This is a genomic window from Luteococcus sp. (assembly GCF_043424415.1).
Classification (GTDB): domain Bacteria; phylum Actinomycetota; class Actinomycetes; order Propionibacteriales; family Propionibacteriaceae; genus Luteococcus.
Genome location: NZ_JBHWOO010000194.1, coordinates 1 through 18,766, shown reverse-complemented (window position 1 = coordinate 18,766; position 18,766 = coordinate 1). Strand labels below are relative to the sequence as shown.

Annotated in this window: 15 protein-coding genes and 2 pseudogenes; 5 read left to right on the top strand and 12 right to left on the bottom strand. The window is 70.0% G+C overall.

Going from position 1 to position 18,766, the window contains the following annotated elements:
* The first annotated feature begins 30 nt into the window (after positions 1 to 30).
* On the top strand, positions 31 to 4,548 hold the full coding sequence (locus ACHFFZ_RS11285; RefSeq protein WP_394276712.1) for a DEAD/DEAH box helicase: 4,518 nt from the start codon (positions 31 to 33) through the stop codon (positions 4,546 to 4,548).
* A 167-nt stretch (positions 4,549 to 4,715) separates the two neighbouring features.
* Positions 4,716 to 5,507, top strand: a complete 792-nt coding sequence (locus ACHFFZ_RS11280; protein ID WP_394276721.1) for a DeoR/GlpR family DNA-binding transcription regulator — start codon at positions 4,716 to 4,718, stop codon at positions 5,505 to 5,507.
* Positions 5,508 to 5,530: 23 nt separating this feature from the next.
* Here the strand turns inward: ACHFFZ_RS11280 and ACHFFZ_RS11275 are convergent, their stop codons facing one another.
* The 7 genes and pseudogenes from ACHFFZ_RS11275 to ACHFFZ_RS11245 all read right to left on the bottom strand — a co-directional run bounded on the left by ACHFFZ_RS11275 (position 5,531) and on the right by ACHFFZ_RS11245 (position 12,393).
* Complete coding sequence (locus ACHFFZ_RS11275; RefSeq protein ID WP_394276711.1) at positions 5,531 to 5,797, bottom strand: helix-turn-helix domain-containing protein; 267 nt, start codon at positions 5,795 to 5,797, stop codon at positions 5,531 to 5,533.
* A gap of 150 nt (positions 5,798 to 5,947) precedes the next feature.
* Positions 5,948 to 6,469 carry a CinA family protein gene (locus ACHFFZ_RS11270; protein WP_394276710.1) on the bottom strand — a complete coding sequence of 174 codons (522 nt, stop codon included), beginning with the start codon at positions 6,467 to 6,469 and terminating at the stop codon, positions 5,948 to 5,950.
* Complete coding sequence (gene pgsA, locus ACHFFZ_RS11265) at positions 6,466 to 7,077, bottom strand: CDP-diacylglycerol--glycerol-3-phosphate 3-phosphatidyltransferase (protein WP_394276709.1); 612 nt, start codon at positions 7,075 to 7,077, stop codon at positions 6,466 to 6,468. The genes ACHFFZ_RS11270 and pgsA overlap by 4 nt, the downstream gene beginning before the upstream one ends.
* Before the next feature lie 89 nt (positions 7,078 to 7,166).
* Entirely contained in the window at positions 7,167 to 8,633 is a 1,467-nt protein-coding gene (gene rimO, locus ACHFFZ_RS11260; protein WP_394276708.1) for a 30S ribosomal protein S12 methylthiotransferase RimO, read from the bottom strand.
* Between the two features lie 59 nt (positions 8,634 to 8,692).
* Positions 8,693 to 10,225 (bottom strand): annotated as a pseudogene (locus ACHFFZ_RS11255) (DNA translocase FtsK); the annotation flags it as partial.
* Positions 10,226 to 10,561: 336 nt separating this feature from the next.
* Positions 10,562 to 11,035, bottom strand: a pseudogene (locus ACHFFZ_RS11250) (DNA translocase FtsK 4TM domain-containing protein); the annotation flags it as partial.
* Between the two features lie 344 nt (positions 11,036 to 11,379).
* On the bottom strand, positions 11,380 to 12,393 hold the full coding sequence (locus tag ACHFFZ_RS11245; protein ID WP_394276707.1) for a thiamine-phosphate kinase: 1,014 nt from the start codon (positions 12,391 to 12,393) through the stop codon (positions 11,380 to 11,382).
* Positions 12,394 to 12,468: 75 nt separating this feature from the next.
* Here ACHFFZ_RS11245 and ACHFFZ_RS11240 point away from each other — a divergent pair, with 75 nt between their 5' ends.
* Positions 12,469 to 12,702 carry an Lrp/AsnC family transcriptional regulator gene (locus ACHFFZ_RS11240; protein ID WP_394276706.1) on the top strand — a complete coding sequence of 78 codons (234 nt, stop codon included), beginning with the start codon at positions 12,469 to 12,471 and terminating at the stop codon, positions 12,700 to 12,702.
* A gap of 57 nt (positions 12,703 to 12,759) precedes the next feature.
* On the opposite strand, the gene ACHFFZ_RS11235 is transcribed toward ACHFFZ_RS11240, so the two are convergent.
* On the bottom strand, positions 12,760 to 13,908 hold the full coding sequence (locus ACHFFZ_RS11235; protein ID WP_394276705.1) for a D-alanine--D-alanine ligase family protein: 1,149 nt from the start codon (positions 13,906 to 13,908) through the stop codon (positions 12,760 to 12,762).
* A gap of 62 nt (positions 13,909 to 13,970) precedes the next feature.
* A complete protein-coding gene (locus ACHFFZ_RS11230; protein ID WP_394276704.1) occupies positions 13,971 to 14,792 on the bottom strand; it encodes a lysophospholipid acyltransferase family protein in 822 nt (273 codons plus the stop codon).
* 159 nt (positions 14,793 to 14,951) lie between these two features.
* Here ACHFFZ_RS11230 and ACHFFZ_RS11225 point away from each other — a divergent pair, with 159 nt between their 5' ends.
* Positions 14,952 to 15,185 (top strand): hypothetical protein, encoded by a 234-nt coding sequence (locus ACHFFZ_RS11225; protein WP_394276703.1) that lies wholly within the window; start codon positions 14,952 to 14,954, stop codon positions 15,183 to 15,185.
* Between the two features lie 163 nt (positions 15,186 to 15,348).
* On the opposite strand, the gene ACHFFZ_RS11220 is transcribed toward ACHFFZ_RS11225, so the two are convergent.
* The 3 genes from ACHFFZ_RS11220 to leuC all read right to left on the bottom strand — a co-directional run bounded on the left by ACHFFZ_RS11220 (position 15,349) and on the right by leuC (position 17,854).
* Positions 15,349 to 15,642, bottom strand: coding sequence for an HU family DNA-binding protein (locus ACHFFZ_RS11220; protein WP_394276702.1), 294 nt, complete (start codon positions 15,640 to 15,642; stop codon positions 15,349 to 15,351).
* Between the two features lie 192 nt (positions 15,643 to 15,834).
* Positions 15,835 to 16,440 (bottom strand): 3-isopropylmalate dehydratase small subunit, encoded by a 606-nt coding sequence (gene leuD / locus ACHFFZ_RS11215; RefSeq protein WP_394276701.1) that lies wholly within the window; start codon positions 16,438 to 16,440, stop codon positions 15,835 to 15,837.
* A 1-nt stretch (position 16,441) separates the two neighbouring features.
* Positions 16,442 to 17,854, bottom strand: a complete 1,413-nt coding sequence (gene leuC, locus ACHFFZ_RS11210; protein ID WP_394276700.1) for a 3-isopropylmalate dehydratase large subunit — start codon at positions 17,852 to 17,854, stop codon at positions 16,442 to 16,444.
* 86 nt (positions 17,855 to 17,940) lie between these two features.
* Between leuC and ACHFFZ_RS11205 the strand changes: the two genes are divergently transcribed.
* Positions 17,941 to 18,666: an IclR family transcriptional regulator gene (locus ACHFFZ_RS11205; RefSeq protein WP_394276699.1), complete on the top strand. Its 726-nt coding sequence runs from the start codon at positions 17,941 to 17,943 to the stop codon at positions 18,664 to 18,666.
* Positions 18,667 to 18,766 lie beyond the last annotated feature (100 nt).

Genomic DNA, 18,766 nt, shown 5'->3' with positions numbered 1-18,766 from the left:
CTGTCAGGACCACCGGTCACAATGGCTCACATGAACCAGCGTGCCGATGACTCCCTGGCGGGCTTCGCCCCCGCCACCCGCTCGTGGTTCTCGCAGGTCTTCGCGGATCCCACACCGGCACAGGTCGCCGCCTGGCAGGCGATCGGGAGCCGCCGGCACGCCCTCGTGGTGGCTCCCACCGGTTCTGGCAAGACTCTGGCGGCCTTCCTCCACTGCCTGGACCGACTGGCCACACAAGCCCGCCCCGGCAAGGTCCGGGTGCTCTACGTCTCGCCACTCAAGGCACTGGCCGTGGACATCGAGCGCAACCTGAGGGCGCCATTGCGGGGCATCCAGCTGGCCGCCGAACAGCTCGGGGAAGCGGCACCGCAGGTGCGGGTGGCCGTGCGCTCCGGCGACACGCCCGCCAAGGACCGGCGCCGCCTGCAGACCGATCCCCCCGACATCTTGATCACAACGCCCGAGTCACTCTTCCTGATGCTGTCCAGCCAGGTGGCCGAAACCCTCGACGAGGTCGAGACCATCATCGTCGACGAGGTCCACGCCCTGGCGGGCACCAAGCGCGGCGTGCACCTGGCGCTCAGCATGGAGCGGCTGGATGCCATGAGCGCCAGGGGCGGCGCCCAGCGCATCGGGCTCTCGGCCACCGTGACGCCACCAGAAAGGGTGGCGGCCTTCCTCGGCGGTGACCGGCTGGTCACCGTCGTGGCACCGCCATCGGCCAAACAGTGGAAGCTCGACGTCGAGGTCCCCCTGGAGGACATGACCGACCTGTCCAGCCCGCCGGGACGCGACGTCCAGTCTGGGGAGGACGCGCCGGCCAATGCGTCGATCTGGCCCTTTCTGGAACATCGCATTCTCGAACTGGTGGACGCCCACCGCTCGACCATCTGTTTCGTCAACTCACGACGGGTGGCCGAACGGCTCACCTCCCACCTCAACGACCTGCACACCGAACGCCTCGAGGCCGGCAACCCGGAACCTTCTGCCGCCCCCGCCCAGGTGATGGCCCAATCGGGCGCCACCCGCGGCAATGACGGCACCCGGGCACCCGTGGTGGCCCGCGCCCACCACGGGTCGGTGAGCAAGGAACGCCGTGCCGAGATCGAGGCCCAGCTCAAGTCCGGCACCCTGCCGTGCGTGGTCGCCACCAGCTCGTTGGAACTGGGCATCGACATGGGCGCGGTCGACCTCGTGATCCAGGTCTCCTCTCCCCCATCCGTCGCCAGCGGCCTGCAACGCATCGGCCGCGCCGGACACCAGGTGGGGGCCACGAGTCACGGCGTTGTGCTCCCGACGCATCGCAACGACCTGCTCGAGGCCGCGGTCGTGGCCAGGCGGATGATGGACAACCAGATCGAGTCCGTCCCTCGGCTGCGCAATCCGCTGGACGTGCTGGCCCAGCACCTGGTGAGCATGTGCGTGGACCAGACCTGGCCGGTCGCCGACGCCCTTGCCCTGGTACGTCGTTGCGATGCCTACCGTGAGCTGCCCGAGGCGGTCTGGGAATCGGTGCTCGACATGCTCAGTGGTCGCTATCCCAGTGAGGACTTCGCCGAGTTCAAGCCCCGACTGGTCTGGGACAGGGTGGCACAAACCCTGACCGGACGCCCTGGTGCCCGTCGGCTGGTGGTGACCTCCGGCGGCACGATCCCCGACCGGGGCCTCTTCGGTGTCTTCCTGGTCGGTACCGGGAGCGCCTCGGGCAAGCGTGAACCGGGCCGGCGGGTCGGGGAGCTGGACGAGGAGATGGTCTACGAGTCCCGGGTGGGGGACGTGTTCACCCTGGGGACCACCTCGTGGCGGATCGAGGAGATCACCCCCAACCAGGTACTGGTCACCTCCGCCGCCGGCCTGGCGGGACGGCTGCCCTTCTGGACCAGTGACCAGCCGAGCCGTCCGGTCGAGGTGGGCCGCGCGATCGGTGAGGCGATGGCCGAGATCACCGCCAGCGGCGACCACACGCTCCGGCTCCCGGCCGGGCTGGACCTGCAGGACTCGGCCAGGGCCAACCTGGCCGGCCTGGTGGCCGAGCAGGTCGCCGCCACCAGCGTGGTGCCCTCCAGCGAGGTGCTGATGGTGGAGCGCTTCCGCGACGAGCTGGGCGACTGGCGGGTGTGCATCCACAGCAGTCTGGGGCGGCGCGTGCTGCAGCCGCTGTCGCTGGTGGTGGAGGCGCGTGCCCGTGAGGTCTTCGGCGAAGAGGTGCACGCCGTGGCCGGCAACGACGGGATCGTGCTGCACGTCCCTGATGTCGGCGACCAGTCCCCCGGCGCGGAGCTGCTGATGGCCGACCCGGACGAGGTCCGCGACCTGGTGACCCAGGAGCTCTACGGTTCAGCCCTGTTCGCCTCCCGCTTCCGGGAGTGCGCAGCGCGCGCCCTGCTGCTGCCCCGCCGTACGCCGGGGCGTCGAACGCCCCTGTGGCAGCAGCGGATGCGTTCGGCCCAGCTGCTGCAGGTAGCAGGCCAGTACCGCGACTTCCCGATCGTGCTGGAGGCGATGCGGGAGTGCCTGGAGGACGTCTTCGACCTGCCCCAGCTGGAGGAGCTGCTGCGCCAGGTCACAGCACGGAGGGTGCGCGTGGTGGAGGTGGAGACCCAGGAGGCCTCCCCGATGGCGCGCAGCATGATGTTCGGCTACACCGGCGAGTTCATCTACGACGGCGACCAGCCCCTGGCTGAGCGACGACTCGCTGCGCTCAGCCTCGACCCGGCCCTGCTCGCCCAGCTGCTCGGCCAGGAGTCGGGGCAGATGGTGCTCGACCCGCAGGTGGTGGCCGAGCTGGAGGCGGAGCTCCAGCACCTGGTCGAGGACCGACGGGCGGGCTCGGCGGAGCAGTTCTGGGACATGCTGCGCCACATCGGCCCGCTGGGGTTCGACGAGTGCCGCGAGCGCAGTGACCAGGACCCGACGACGTGGCTGACGGAGCTGGAGGCGGCGGGACGCGTGGGGCGGGCACGGGTTGCCGGTGTGGAGCGGGTCGCCGTCACCGACGACTTCGCCCTCTTGCGCGACGGGCTCGGGATTCCCGTCCCGGCCGGGCTGGCCGTCCCCTCCTCGGTGGCCGACCCGACCTCGGCGATCGACCGCCTGGTGCAACGCTGGTGCCGCACTCACGTGGTGGTGCGCGCTGAGGACATCGCCACGCGCCTGGGCATTGGGACTGCGCAGGTGGCAGCCCGGCTTGATGCGGCCGTGGCCCGACAGGAGGTGCTCACGGGAGATTTCGACGGCGGCGCGGGTGCCCAGTACATGGCTTCCCAGGTGATGCGCACGGTGCGTCGCCGCACGCTGGCGGCCTTGCGGCATGCCGTGGAGGCCGTCGAACCGGAGGGATTCGCACACTTCTTGGCGCAATGGCACGAGGTCACCGCCCCACCCACCGGGATGGATGGCCTGGTGCAGGCGGTCGAGCTGTTGGCGGGCTATCCGATCCCGTCCTCGATGCTGGAGACCCTCGTGCTGCCCTCACGGGTCGCCGGCTACCAGCCTGCGATGCTCGAGGAGCTGCTCTCGACCGGTGAGGTGGTCTGGACGGGCCACGGCGCGCTCGGGGCCAAGGACGGATGGGTCCAGCTCTGGCCGGGCGATGCCGTCCTGCCCGCCCCGCGCGAGGACGGCGCCGAGCTTTGCGACTTGTCCCAGCGCATCCTCGCGCATCTTCGAGGGGGCGGCGCGTGGCGGGTGGAGGACCTCGGCTTCGGCGAATCGGCCTCGGCGGTGACCGAGGCACTGTGGGACCTGGTCTGGGTGGGACTGGTCACCTGTGACAGCTTCCTGCCGCTGCGCGCTGCCAGTGCCCGCGGGGTCCTCAAGCACAAGGTCGCAGCACGCCCCACCCGGCGCTCGGCACTGCGGCAACTCCGTCCGGTCAGCTCGCCGTCACTGCCCGGGCGCTGGAGCGCGGTGCGTGCCAGTCAGGACGGTGTCGAGGCGGACCTGGGACGGATGGCGCTGCAGCTGGGTCGCTATGGCGTGCTCACGCGCGGCAGTGTGCTCAGCGAGGAGATGGGCATGAACTTCAGCCAGGCCTATCGGTTGATGGCCCAGTTGGAGGAGACCGGAGCGGTGCGCCGCGGCTACTTCGTGGAAGGTCTGGGTGCCGCGCAGTTCGCACTGCCAGGGGTCGTCGACCGGCTGCGCGAGGTGGGGGCCTCGGAAGCGACCGAGACGCGCGCCGCCACCGCACCCGTCGTGCTGGCGGCGTGTGACCCGGCCAATCCCTATGGGGCATCACTGCCCTGGCCCGACAGCGAGGGTCATCGGCCGACCCGGCGGGCGGGCGCCCTGGTGGTCCTGCACGCGGGTCGTCCGGTTCTCTTCCTGGAACGGGGAGTGCGCACCTTGGTGACCTTCGGCGCGCCCGAACAGGACCTGTCGTGTGCCCTGGAGGCCCTGGTCGCCACGGCACGTTCCCGTTCACTGCCCACCATGACCATCGAGAAGGTCAACGGCACCCCGGCCCTGACCGATGCCCGCATGGGAGCACTGCTGCAGTCAGCGGGCATGGCGATGACACCCCAGGGCTATCGCCTGCGGCTCTGACCCGGGGTGGCCGGGGGCACAAGCCTGGCTGCAACCGTCCAGGAACCGGCCCGGACTAGGATCTGGAATGAGCACTTGCGCAGTCACTGCGCTCAGCCGCTCACCAGTGACCTCCAGGAGGCGACATGAACGCCGACATCGCCCATTCGGCCAAGCGCTCCGAGCGCATGGCCGCGATCCTCGCGGCGCTCGCAGAGCGTGGCCAGCTGCAGTTGCGCGAACTGGCGGAGATGTTCGATGCGTCGGCCGCCACCATCCGCAGGGACGTGAGCCAGTTGGCGGACCAGGGCTTGCTGATTCGCAGCCACGGTGCGGTGCGTAGCCTCGGACACACCACCGAACTTCCGGTGAGCCTGCGCGACGGCCGCAATCGTGACTCGAAGCAGGCGATCGCGCGCTGCGTGGCCTCCATGCTGCCCGCCGGGCGGCATGCGATCGCCCTCACCGGGGGCACGACGACCACGGAGGTGCTGCGCGCACTGCACCCTCGCGAGGACCTCACGATCATCACCAACTCGGTGGGGCTGGCACTGGAGGCCGCAGGCCAAGGACGTTCCCGGGTCCTGGTGGCGGGGGGCGTGCTGCGCCCCAATTCGCTGGAGCTGGTCGGCGGGCTCGCCGAAGCCACCTTCCGCCAGGTCAACGTCGGCACCGCCATCGTCGGCTCGGACGGGGTGAGCGTCACCGGCGGACTGACCACCCACGACGAGGTGGAGGCACACACGAACCACACCATGATCGCTCGCGCCCAGCGAGTGATCGCGGTGGCCGACGGCTCCAAGGTGGGACGGATCCTGCTCGCCAGGCTGGCAGGCCTGGACGAGATCGACGTTCTGGTCACCGATTCCCACGCTGATGCCGCCGAGATCGGTCTCATCCGCGCCCAGGGCATCGAGGTACACCAAGTGGAGGCCGCCAGCAGCGGGGCCCTGGGTGGGTGGGCGGCCGCCGGGAGCTGAACCGTCCCGGCGAGGCCGCTGCCTCAGGCGGCGACGGTCACGCGCTGCCCCTCGGCCAGGGCGAGCTTGTTGCTGACGGTGGCCAGCACCGAGGACATCGGGACCTCGAGCGCCTTGCAGATCGAGGCCAGCAGTTCGCTGGAGGCCTCCTTCTGGCCGCGCTCGACCTCGGACAGGTAGCCAAGGCTCACCCGCGCCGCCATGGACACCTCGCGCAGCGTCCTGCCTTGGGCGAATCGCTGTTCACGCAACGTTTCACCGATAACTTCGCGAAGGAGTACAGGCTTCACGGGACCCCAACTTTCTGTCTTCTCCGACGCGGTTGTCGAAGAGGTCTGCACCATCTCAACGAACTTGTTGCCCCAATCGCTCCCCTGGCGGGGCGGGGTTCAGCTGATGTTCAGCCCAACGAGGTCTTTCTCACCTCGAAGGGGGAATCATCATGCGGGATCCTGCGTGCTCCTGGCATCTCCCAGGTGGGCAGCCAGCAGTTCCAGCGCCGCTCTTCCAGTATTCCATCTGATCGCCGATCGGCCACCATCGAAATGGTGAAATCTGGTGGTCATTGCGTCGCCCACTCCCGCCAGCGCGATCCAGACGGCACCGACCGCCTGGCCATCCTGCGGGGACGGACCGGCCACCCCGGTGCAGGAGACGGCGAGGTCAACACCGAGGGCCCGACGGGCACCGCGCGCCATCTGCACCGCGGTGTCCTCGTTGACCACCCCGTGGGCTACCACGCCCTCGGCATCCACCCCGGCCAGGGCCACCTTGAGCTCGCTGGCATAGGTGACCAGTCCCCCACGAACGACTCGGCTGGCCCCGGGCACCTCGGTGAGCGTCGCCGCCAGGGCACCGCCGGTCAGGGATTCGCAGGTGCCCAGGGTCAGTCCCCGAGCGGCCAACTGCTCCACGACCCGGCCTGCGACGGGGACCAGGTCGGGCCAGACGGCGTGGCTCACGGACGTCCCGGATGTCCCTCGACGGCCCAGCGGGCCAGGGCCTCGCGGCGCAGCTTGGCGGCCTCGCGCAGGTAGTCCAGGCCGGTGAGCACGGTGAGCACGAAGGCGGCAGCCATCAGGAACCAGGCGGTCCACTGCACCCACAGGGGCAGCATGGGCAGCCACATCAGGTAGAGCACGAGGGCAAGCGCCTGCACGAAGGTCTTGGCCTTTCCACCCCGGTTGGCCGCCATCACGCCGTACTTCATGATGGCCCAGCGCAGGATGGTGATACCCCACTCGCGGACCAGGATGATGATGGTCACCCACCACTGCAGTTCCCCCAGGATGCTCAGACCGATGAATGCCATGCCGGTCAGCGCCTTGTCGGCGATGGGATCCCACAGCTTGCCGAAGTTGGTCACCAGGTCGTACTTGCGGGCGATCTTGCCGTCGACGAAGTCGGTGGCGATGGCGAAGCAGAAGACCGCGGTGGTCCACAACCGCCAGTCCCACTCGTGGGGATGGCTCAACAGCATCCACGCGAAGACCGGGACCAGCGCCATGCGCACCCCGGTGAGGACATTGGGGACATTCCACTGGCTCGGGGTGGCGGTCTTCTCGCTCATGATCCTCCTGTGCGCACGGGGTGGGGCCAGCACGGCGACAGCGGCCGGCGTGGGTGCTACAGATGCAGCCTAGTGCTGCGAGGCAAGATTCAGCCCTCGACGGCGGCGATCAGGTCCACGCCTTCGCTGTCGACCACCACCGCCTGCACCAGGTCGCCCACACGGGCGGTGCTGTCGACCAGCAGGGTGGTGCCGTCGACCTCCGGGCCCTGGTGGCGGGCACGCCCGAGGACCTCGGGCTCGCCGTCGGTCTCCACCGACTCCACGAGCACCTCCACCCGCTCCCCCATCCGGTCCTCGGCGCGCTGGTCGCACAGCTCGGCGGCAAGGTCTGCCAGCTCACTGCGTCGGGCCTCCACCTCGTCGGGGTCGACGTGGGCGTCGAGCCCGGCGGCCTCGGTCCCTTCCTCGTCGGAATAGCCGAAGACCCCGACGACATCGAGGCGCGCCTCGGACAGGAAGTCCTTGAGCACCTGGACGTCGTGCTCGGTCTCGCCGGGGAAGCCGGCGATCACGTTCGAGCGGATTCCCGCGGTGGGGGCTGCGGCACGCACCTGCTCGATCAGGCCGAGGAAGCTGTCCGGGTCACCGAAACGGCGCATCCGGCGCAGCAACGGCGCGGAGGCGTGCTGGAAGCTGATGTCGAAATAGGGAACCACCTTGTCGGTGCTGGTCATGGCGCGCACCAGTTCGGGCCGCAGCTCGGCGGGCTGGAGGTAGCTGACCCGAATCCAGTCCAGGCCGTCGACCTTCGACAGGTCACCGAGCAGCTTTTCCAGGCTGCGCAGGTCCCCCAGGTCCTTGCCGTAGCTGGAGGTGTTCTCGCTGACCAGGAAGACCTCCTTGACTCCCTGCTCGGCAAGCCAGCGTGCCTCGGCCAGCACCTCGTCGGCCGGGCGGGACAGGTAGGAGCCCCGGAAGGCCGGGATGGCGCAGAAGGCACAGCGACGGTCACAGCCCGAGGCGAGCTTCAGCGGGGCGCTGGGGCTGTGACCCAGGCGCCGGCGCAGCACGCGGGGGCCGGAGGCCGGGGCGATGCCCTCGGGCAGGTCGGTGTGGTGGCCGGGCACCGAGACCTGGGCGGCGGCCTCGTGGCGCGAGACGGGGGTCAGCGGTAGCAGGGTGCGACGGTCGCGAGGCACGTGCGCCTGGTGCTGTTCACCGTGCAGGATGCGGTTGAGCTTGTCGGCCACATCGGCGTAGTCGTCGAAGCCGAGCACGGCATCGGCCTCCGGCATGGAGGTGGCCAGCTCGTTGCCATAGCGCTCGGCCATGCACCCGACCGCCACAACGGCCTGGGCGGAGCCGGACGCCTTGAGGTCCGCGGCGGCCAGCAGCGTGTCGACGGAGTCCTTCTTGGCCTGCTCGACGAAGCCACAGGTGTTCACCATCACGGCCTGGGCATCCTCGGGGCTGTCGACCAGGCGGAATCCGCCCTCCTCCAGGCGAGCCGCGAGCTCCTCCGAGTCGACCTCGTTGCGGGCGCATCCGAGGGTCACGAGGTGGACGGTGGTCAGGTCGTCGGCGCGCGGGGCGCCATGGGTGCTCTGTGTCATGGTGCAGCCATTATCCCCGCCCGGGCGGCTGGGCGCAGAATCCCGGCCCGGGCAGGGTCTCAGCCGGCTGCGAGGTTCGCCAGCACGTCCTCGAGGTCGTCGGGCTGGACGAGCACCTCGCGGGGCTTCGAGCCCTCGGAGGGCCCGACGACGCCGCGCGTCTCGAGGATGTCCATCAGGCGTCCGGCCTTGGCGAAGCCGACGCGCAGCTTGCGCTGCAGCATCGAGGTGGAGCCCAGCTGCAGCTCCACCACCAGGCGGGCCGCGTCCAGGACCAGCTCCAGGTCGTCGCCGATGTCCTCGGCCACCTTCTTGCTCGACTCGCCACCGGCGGTGACGTCCTCGCGGTACTGCGGCTTGAGCTGTTCGGTGACGTGGGTGACCACCTCGCGGATCTCCGCCTCGGTCACCCACGAGCCCTGCACGCGCACCGGCTTGCCGGCACCCATCGGCAGGAAGAGACCGTCGCCCTGACCGACGAGCTTCTCGGCACCGGGCTGGTCGAGGATGACGCGAGAGTCGGTCATCGAGCTGGTGGCGAAGGCCAGACGGGAGGGCACATTGGCCTTGATCAGGCCGGTGACCACGTCGGTGGACGGGCGCTGGGTGGCGAGCACCAGGTGGATGCCGGCGGCACGCGCCAACTGGGTGATGCGCACGATGGAGTCCTCGACATCGCGCGGGGCCACCATCATCAGGTCGGCCAGCTCGTCGACGACCACCAGCAGGTAGGGATAGGGCGCCAGGACGCGCTCGCTGCCCTCGGGCAGCGTCACCTGACCGGCGCGGACGGCCTTGTTGAAGTCGTCGACGTGGCGGAAGCCGAAGGCGGCAAGGTCGTCGTAGCGCTGGTCCATCTCCTTGACCACCCACTGCAGCGCCTCAGCGGCCTTCTTGGGGCTGGTGATGATGGGGGTGACCAGGTGAGGGATGCCCTCGTAGTGGTTGAGCTCCACCCGCTTGGGGTCGACCAGCAACATGCGGACCTCGTCGGGCGTGGCGCGCATCATCACCGAGGTGATCAGGGAGTTGACGAAGGAGGACTTGCCCGAGCCGGTGGCGCCGGCGACCAGCAGGTGCGGCATCTTGGCCATGTTGGCGATCACGAAGCCGCCCTCGACGTCCTTGCCCAGGCCGACCACCATCGGGTGGTGGTCATTGCGCGCCTTGTTGGAGCGCAGCACGTCGCCGAGGCTGACGACCTCCTTGTCGAGGTTGGGGATCTCGATGCCGATGGCGCTCTTGCCGGGGATCGGCGAGAGGATGCGCACGTCGGGCGAGGCCACCGCATAGGCGATGTTCTTGCTCAGCGCCGTGACCTTCTCCACCTTGACGGCATTGCCGAGCTCCACCTCGTAGCGGGTGACGGTCGGGCCACGGGTGTAGCCGGTCACCTGGGCGTCGATCTCGAATTGGTCGAGCACCTCGGTCAGCCGGGTCACCACCTGGTCGGAGGCCTCGGAGCGGGCCTTGGGGACCGAGCCGGGCTTGAGGGTGCTGGCATCGGGCAGGGTGTACTGCACGTCACCGGACAGGGTGAGCTGTTCGACGCGCTGTGGGATCGGCGAATGGTTGGGGGCCTCGAGCGGGGTGCCCACCTGCAGGTCGGGGGCCGCAGTCGCGCCGTCCTTGGCGGCACCCTTGGCGGCAAGGTCGGCCCGGGTGGCACCACCGGGAGCCGCGGAGCCTGCCTCGGTGTCCTCGTCGAGCCGTTCGTCCACGGGCCTGCCAGCGGTGACGGGCTGCTTGCGGCGACGGCGACCGGACTCCTGCTGCTCGACCTGCTCGACGTCGAAGACCTCGGTCTCGCGCTCGTCGCGGGGGGCCTCGATCTCGCCCTTGATCAGGGGGCTGTCATAGGCCTGGTCGACGCCGTACTCGATGCTGGCGCGCGTGCGCTGGGCGCGGTGCTCGGCGGCATTGTGACGGGCCTGCTGGACCCGGTCGGCGATCTCGTAGAGGGGGATGCCGATGATGACGACGATCCCGAAGAACATCAGGGCCACCAGCAGCGGGACCGCTCCCCAGACCGTCAGCAGGTCGGCCAGCAGGCTGGAGGAGATGTAGCCAAGGATCCCGCCGGCCTCGCGCATCTGTTCCGGCTCGCTCGGCCTTGGCAGTCCGTGGGCGATGTTGAGCAGCCCCAGCAGCCCCAGCAGGAAGCAGGTCCAGCCGACCAGCTGGCGTCCGCCGCTGCCATTGCGCTGGGGATGACGCAGGGTGCGCCAGGCCATGGCGAAGGCCAGCAGGGGCACGGCGAAGCTGAGCCCGCCGAAGATCGTGCTGACCCCGACGCCAATGGCCTCGCCCACCACTCCCGGCAGCAGGAACCAGAAGCGTGCGGCGACCACGAGGCCCAGCAGCATGAGGAAGAGACCGGCGGAGTCGCGGCGGTCCTGCAGCTCGGGGGCGTCCGAGGCCCCGCTGACGCTTCGGGCCACGTCGCCGGTGAGCCGGGCGGTGCCGCGCCACAGCGCAGCGAGCCCCCGGACCAGCGGATTCGGGCGCAGCTCGGCCACCGGACGCGGTGCCCTGGAGGAACCGGACCGGGAGTTCTTCTTGCTTCCTGCAGACCGCGAACCAGAGGACGCCTTGCCGCGCTGGGCGGCGCTGGACCTGGCGTTGGCTCCGGACCGCGGTGGGGAAGACGCGCGGGTCGCCATGCGGCCAGCCTAATCCATCGACTCTGGCAGCTCCGGTGTCCACGCCGCCGGGATTGCCAGCAGGCCCCGCGCGGATGGCTTGGTCAGGAGGTGAAGTGGTCCCATCCCCGGGGCCCTGCCCACTGCTGGGAGTCGACCAGCACGGTCGGGGCCTCCCCCGGCGCGCACTCGCGGATCCGTCCGAGTTCCAGCCAACCCTCGGGTACCTGGCCCGGATCGAAGCAGGCTGCCAGGGCGTGGTCCTCTCCCCCACCCAGGACCAGTTCGAGGGGATCCTTGCCGGTGGCTGCGGCGACGGCCCGCACCGGGTCATCGACGGGCAGCCGCGCAGTGTCGAGGTCGATCACCACCTGGCTCGCCTCGGCGACGTGGCCCAGGTCGGCCAGCAGGCCGTCGGAGACGTCGAGCATGGCGCTGGCCCCGGCCTCGGCGGCCTTTCGGCCCGCGCCGTAGGGCACCTGCGGCACCCGCTGGGCGTCGACGGCCGCGCGCGGGGACCGAAATCCCCGGCCCAGCACCGCCAGGCCGGCCGCGGCCCAGCCCAGCCGTCCGCGCACGGCCACCACCTGGCCAGGACGGGCACCGTTGCGCAGCACCGGCTGACGGCCCTGGGTCTCGCCGGTCACGGTGACGCAGACGGTGATGTCGCGGGCGCGGGTGGTGTCGCCACCCACGATGGTGATGCCGGCCCGCGCCGCCTCCTCGCGCACACCGGTGGAGAACTCCCGGAGCCAGGCCAGCGGGGTGTCGGCGGGCATCCCGAGGGCCACCACCATGGCCACCGGCGTGGCCCCCATCGCCTCGAGGTCGGCGACGTTGGCCGCCACTGCCTTGCGGCCGACCTGCTCGGCGGTGCTCCACTCGGTGCGGAAGTGGACCCCCTCGACCAGCAGGTCGGTGCTGGTGACGGCCGAACCGTTGACCAGGTGGACCGCTGCGTCATCGCCGGGCCCCACCGAGACGGCCGGGGCACTGGGCAGGTCCCGGGTGACCTGGTCGATCAGCGAGAACTCGGAGAGCTCCGAGACGGTCCGTGACTGTGGCGTCCCGGGATTCGTCGAGCCGGGGCCGGGCCTTCCTGCGGTGGTAGCGTCCATGCCCGACACGCTACCGAAGGCCGTGGTCCGACCGTCACGCGTCACTTCTTCCCGCCAAGCGATACAGGAGTCCCCATGGTCCGCGCCTATGTTTTGGTCCAGACGCAGATCGGCAAGATCCCCCAGGTGGCCGCCGCTCTGCGGGAGATGCCGGTGACCGTGCAGTGCGACGACGTCACCGGCCCCTATGACGTGGTGGTGCAGGTGGAGGTGCCCACCATCGAGGACCTGGGACGGCTGGTGGCCGAGCAGGTGCAGCACATCGAGGGGATCACGCGCACGGTCACCTGTCCCGTGGTGACCTACTGACCCCGGACAGGCCCACATCGGACTGCGGGCTGCACCCTCGCCGGGGCCGCGGTGCTGTCAGCGAAGCCCGAGGGGGCGCTCCAAGGCCAGCTGGATCAGCTCGTCGATCAGGGTCGGGTAGTCCATTCCGGCGGCAGCCCACATCACCGGGAACATCGAGCTGGGTGTGAAACCGGGCATGGTGTTGATCTCGTTGAGGATCACCTGCCCCTCGGGCGTCACGAAGGAGTCGACGCGGGCCAGTCCCTCGCACCCGGCCGCCTCGAAGGCTGCCCTTGCCACCTCGCGGACCCGCTCGCGCACCTCCGCCGGCAGGTCGGCCGGCGAACTCAGTGTGACGGCCGCCTCGTCGAGGTACTTGGCGTCGAAGTCGTAGAAGGCGTGGTCGTCGGCGACCACGACGATCTCGCCGGTCTCGGAAACCCGTGGCTCGTCGGTGCCGTGGCCCTCCAGCACTCCGCACTCGATCTCGCGGCCCTCGATGCCCTGCTCGACGATCACCTTCAGGTCGTACTCGCGAGCGGACTCGATCGCCTCGCGCAGGCCACCGGGCGTGGTGACCCGGGTGATCCCGAAGGAGGAACCCCCCCGACACGGCTTGACGAAGACCGGGAAGGACAGCCCGCAGACGCGCTCGAGTACCGCCTCGGGGTCGCGGCGCCACTGGCGGTCGGTGACGACCTCATAGGGCCCCACCGTCAGGCCGGCGCCCTCGAAGACGACCTTCATGTAGTGCTTGTCCATCATCACCGCGCTGGCCAGCACGCCACAGCCGACATAGCGCAGGTCGGCCAGCTCGAACAGCCCCTGCAGGGTGCCGTCCTCGCCGAAGGGGCCGTGCACCAAGGGGAGGACGACGTCCACCTCGCCCAGTTCCCTCGGTACCTCGGCGGGCTCCAGCACCTGCATGGTCTGGTCACCGGCGCGCAGCGGGACGATCACCTGGGAGCTGCCGGCGCTCACCTCCGGCTTCTGGGTCGCGGTCAGGCGCAGCGGGGCCGGGTCGTCGTCCACCAGCACCCACTGACCCTGCCGGGTGATGCCGATGGGCAGCACGTCATAGCGGCTGCGGTCGATGGCACCCAGCACGCTGGCGGCCGTGGAACAACTCACCGGATGCTCCTCGGAGCGTCCCCCGAAGACGACGGCCACGCGGATGCGTCGCTGCTCGCTGGGGTTCGTGCTGGTCTGCGGCTGGTCGTGCATCGGGGCTTCTTCCTGGTCGTGCTGGTCCCGCGAACGGGTCTGTCTGGGCTCGGGCGACGGCCTCACAGGACGCCGGGCTGCACCGGGGGCTGCTCGTCGGGGTCGGCGAGCGAGGTGGACCCCTTGGGCACCCGCTGCTTCTTGCGGATGTCGTAGCGGTCCTCGGGGGCCTGTTCCTGGCGCAGTTCCGCGGTCAGCCGTGTGATGGCCTCCATCATCCGCTCGCTGGCAACCCGCACGGCTTGGTGCCGATCGGGGGCGTCGTAGAGGTCAGAGAGGTCGAGCAGGTCACCGGCCTTGGCGAGCAAGGGCTTGCGGGGAAGGACACGGGGATGGGTGAGCTTCTTGCCCGGCATGAAGTGGTTGGCTCCCCACTGTCCCACCGGCAGCACCGGGCAGCGGGTCTCCAGCGCCAGGCGGGCCGCACCGGTGCGAGCGGTCATCGGCCAGGTCTCGGGATCGGCGGTGATCGTACCCTCGGGATAGATGGCCACCATCTCGCCCGCGTCCAGCGCCTCGCGCGCGGCCTTGAGGGAGTCACCCGCGCGGATGGTGTTGCGCTCGACGGGGATCTGGCGGCATCCGCGGGCGAAGAAGCCGACGACGGGGGTCGACCACAGGTCCGACTTTCCCAAGAAGCGCGGCCACCGTCCCGAGGAGATCAGGTAGTCCCCGAGCACCAGGGGGTCGTACTTGCTGATGTGGTTGCTGACCACCAGGACGGCGCCCGAGGCGGGGACCTTGTGCTGGTCTAGCCAGAGGCGGGGACCGATGAGTGTGTTGAGCCCCCGGGCGACCTGGCCGAGGAAGCGGTAGGTGGGCTCGCCTCCGGCCCGGTCGCAGCCGCGACGGCCCTCGACGGTGGAGCTCGGCTCGGACGTCATGCGCGCATTCCTCCTGCGGGTGGTGACGCGGCCGGGCCACGACCAGACTTGTCGTGGTGCGGCACCGCCGCGACGACGTGTGCGAACCAACGCTAGCCCATCGGGGGCCCCGCCCCGCCGGCAACGCCTGCAGCGGTCGGGCCGTGGCAGGATCGAGCCATGAGCCGAGATGACCAGCAGCTGTCGGGCACCGGGAGGGAACAGCGTGGGACGGTGGTGGAGCAGCGCGGGACGGTGGTGGAGATCCTGCTCGACGACGGCACGCGCGCGGAGCTGCCGCTCGCAGCCGAGGTGACTGGGCTGTCGGCCGGACAGCGCGTCCGGATCCTCGACGATCAGGTCGTCGGCCTGCCCCAGGCGCCGGTGCTGGTGCATCCTGCGCAGCGCCGCTAGTGCTGGGCGAGGGGAATGCGGAGGGGGCGGGTCCCGAAGGATCCCGCCCCGAGCCTCGTCTCGCAAGTGGTCAACCGACCGTGGCATCCCCGACAGTCATGGTTGGCCTGCGCTGGCGCGGCGGTGCCGTCCGATTCGTGCCGGTGTGGGGCCGGCGCGAGCCTCACCGCTGGCTGTAGGCCTCGGTGACCCGCTTCTTCAGGTCGGTGCCGGGGCGGAAGCGGGGCAGGTCCATGGCCTCGGCGGGCTTGCGCTCCCCGGTTCGCGGGTTGCGCACGATGCGGGCCTCGCGGTGGATGACCTCGAAGACCCCGAAGCCGGTGATGGACACCTTGCCGGTGTTGGCGACCTCGGTGGAGATGGTGTCGACAACGGCGTTGAGCGCCCGGGTGGCCGACGCCTTGTTGCCATCGAAATGGGCCTTCGCCAGGGAGTCGATGAGTTCTGCCTTGTTCACGTCAACGTGCCTTTCTTCGTCCCCGGCCCCCCGCCGGGTGGTCGCGTCACGGTGCGTGTCGCGTGAAATCAAAGCTAGGTTGAACAATCGTCCCATTCCAAGCCTTCACGCCCCGCAGGGGTCTTTGTTCAGCAAATGCAAAGCGTCCGCTTTCCCACAAGGAAAAGCGGGCGCCCGGCGTATTTGTGGTGCTCAGTCGGCCACCTTGACCGGCAGCGTCCGGGGCTTCCAGCCGGGGCGCGAGGCCTCGTAGGCCTCGATCTGGGAGGCGTGCTGCAGGGTGGAGCCGATGTCGTCGAGTCCCTCGGCCAGGCGGTGGGCGGTGTGGTCGTCGATCGAGAAGGGGTGGACCTGGTCGCCGGCGGTGATGGTGCGGGCGCCCAGGTCGACGGTCATCTGCTCCTCGGGGTGCTGCTCGGCGACGGCCCACAGCTGCTCGACCACGTCCTGGTCGACGGTGGCCAGCAGCAGGCCGGACTTGCCGGCATTGGAACGGAAGATGTCGCCGAAGCGGGAACCCACCACCACCCGGAAGCCATAGTTCTGCAGGGCCCACACGGCATGCTCGCGCGAACTGCCGGTGCCGAAGTCGGGACCGGCCACCAGGATTGACCCATCACGCCAGGGTTCCTTGTTCAGAACGAATTCAGGATCATTGCGCCAGGCACTGAACAGGCCGTCCTCGAATCCGGTGCGGGTGATTCTCTTCAGGTAGACAGCAGGAATGATCTGGTCGGTGTCGACATTCGATCGGCGCAGCGGAACGGCAATTCCGGTGTGGGTCGTGAACTTGTCCATCTCAGATGGCCCTTTCGGTCAGGTCGGCCGGCGAGCTGAGGCGTCCGGTGACGGCAGTGGCGGCGGCGACGGCCGGGCTCACCAGGTGGGTGCGGCCCCCCTTGCCCTGGCGGCCCTCGAAGTTGCGGTTCGAGGTGGACGCGCAGCGCTCCCCCGGTGCGAGCTGGTCGGGATTCATGCCCAGGCACATCGAACAGCCGGCCGCTCGCCACTGGGCACCGGCGTCGAGGAAGACCCGGTCGAGGCCCTCGGCCTCGGCCTCCAGGCGCACCCGCGCAGATCCGGGAACCACCAGCATGCGCACGCCCTCGGCCACCCGGCGGCCGCGCAGCACGTCGGCCGCCAGCCGGAGGTCCTCGATGCGGCCATTGGTGCAGGAGCCGACGAAGACGGCGTCCACGGCCACCTCGCGCAGCGGCATCCCGGCCTGCAGGTCCATGTACTCCAGGGCGCGCCGGGCAGCCTGCTGCTCGTCGGGGTCGGTGAAGCTCTCGGGCTGGGGCACGGCCTCGCCCAGCCCGATTCCCTGGCCGGGATTGGTGCCCCAGGTGACGAAGGGCGTCAGGGTGCTGGCGTCGAGGTCGACGACGGTGTCGAAGACCGCGTCCTCGTCGGTGCGCAGCCCCTTCCAGTACTCGACGGCCGCGTCCCAGTCCTCGCCCTGGGGAGCGTGGGGGCGACCCTTGAGGTAGTCGAAGGTGGTCTGGTCGGGAGCGACCATGCCGGCCTTCGCGCCCCATTCGATGGACATGTTGCAGATGGTCATGCGGCCCTCCATCGACATCTCCTCAATGGCGCTGCCGCGGTACTCGACGATGTGCCCCTGCCCCCCGCCGGTGCCCACCTTGGCGATCAGCGCGAGCACCACGTCCTTGGCAGTGACGCCTTCGGGCAGCTCCCCGTCGATGTTGACCACCATGGTGCGTGGGCGAGACTGGGGCAGGGTCTGGGTGGCCAGGACGTGCTCCACCTCGCTGGTGCCGATGCCGAAGGCGATCGCCCCGAAGGCGCCGTGGGTGGCGGTGTGCGAGTCTCCGCACACGATCGTCATGCCGGGCTGGGTGAGGCCCAGCTGGGGGCCGATGATGTGCACGATGCCCTGGTCGCGGTCACCCAGCGAGTGCAGGCGGATGCCGAACTCCTCGGCATTGGCGCGCAGCGTCTCGATCTGGAGGCGGCTGACCGGGTCGGCGATCGGCTTGTCGATGTCGATGGTGGGCGTGTTGTGGTCCTCGGTGGCCAGGGTCAGGTCTGGACGACGCACCGGGCGTCCGGCCATCCGCAGCCCCTCGAAGGCCTGCGGACTGGTCACCTCGTGGACCAGGTGCAGGTCAATGTAGAGCAGGTCGGGTTCGTTCTCGGCGCTGCGCACCACATGCGCATCCCAGACCTTTTCGCTCAGTGTCTTGCCCATGGCTCCTCTTCCACGCGGGAAACGTCTCTCTCGTCATCGCCCAGTATGCATTGAAATATCAGATGACGAGACGTTATTCTCGGTCAATGGACAACACGAGCGGCGTAGGCGTACTGGACAAGGCAGCCATGGTGCTGGGGGCACTCGAGGGCGGCCCCATGACGCTGGCTGGACTGGTCCAGCAGACCGGACTGGCCCGCCCCACGGCCCACCGGCTCGCGGTGGCGCTGGAGCATCACCGGCTGGTCGGCCGCGATCTGCAGGGCCGCTTCGTGCTGGGCCCCCGGCTCACCGAGCTGGCTGCGGCCGCCGGCGAGGACCGGCTGCTGGCCACCGCCGGACCCATTCTTGCGCGGCTGCGCGACATCACGGGCGAATCGGCGCAACTCTTCCGCCGCCAGGGTGAGATCCGCATCTGTGCCGCGGTGGCCGAGCGCCCCAGCGGCCTGCGCGACACCATTCCCGTCGGCTCCCAGCTCACCATGACGGCCGGTTCGGCCGCCCAGGTCCTGCTCGCCTGGGACGAGCCGGACCGGATGCAGCGAGGGCTGGACTCCTCCGCCTTCTCCGCCGTGGCCCTGGCCACCGTGCGACGACGCGGGTGGGCGCAGTCGGTGGCCGAGCGGGAGGCCGGGGTGGCCTCGGTCTCGGCGCCGGTGCGTTCCCCCAGCGGCAAGGTGCTGGCCGCCGTCAGCGTCTCCGGCCCCATCGAGCGCCTGACCCGCCAGCCCGGACGCCTGCACGCACCGGCAGTGGTGGCGGCCGCCGAGCGTCTCTCCGAGGTGCTCAGGCGCAGCGGGGAACAGGGCTGAGGTACCTGGCCGGCAGATCTGCAGGGAGGGCCCCGGGCATGCGCCCGGGGCCCTTGCACGTTGCGACTGGGGCCGGCCCGGGCGGCACCCGTCTGCCTAC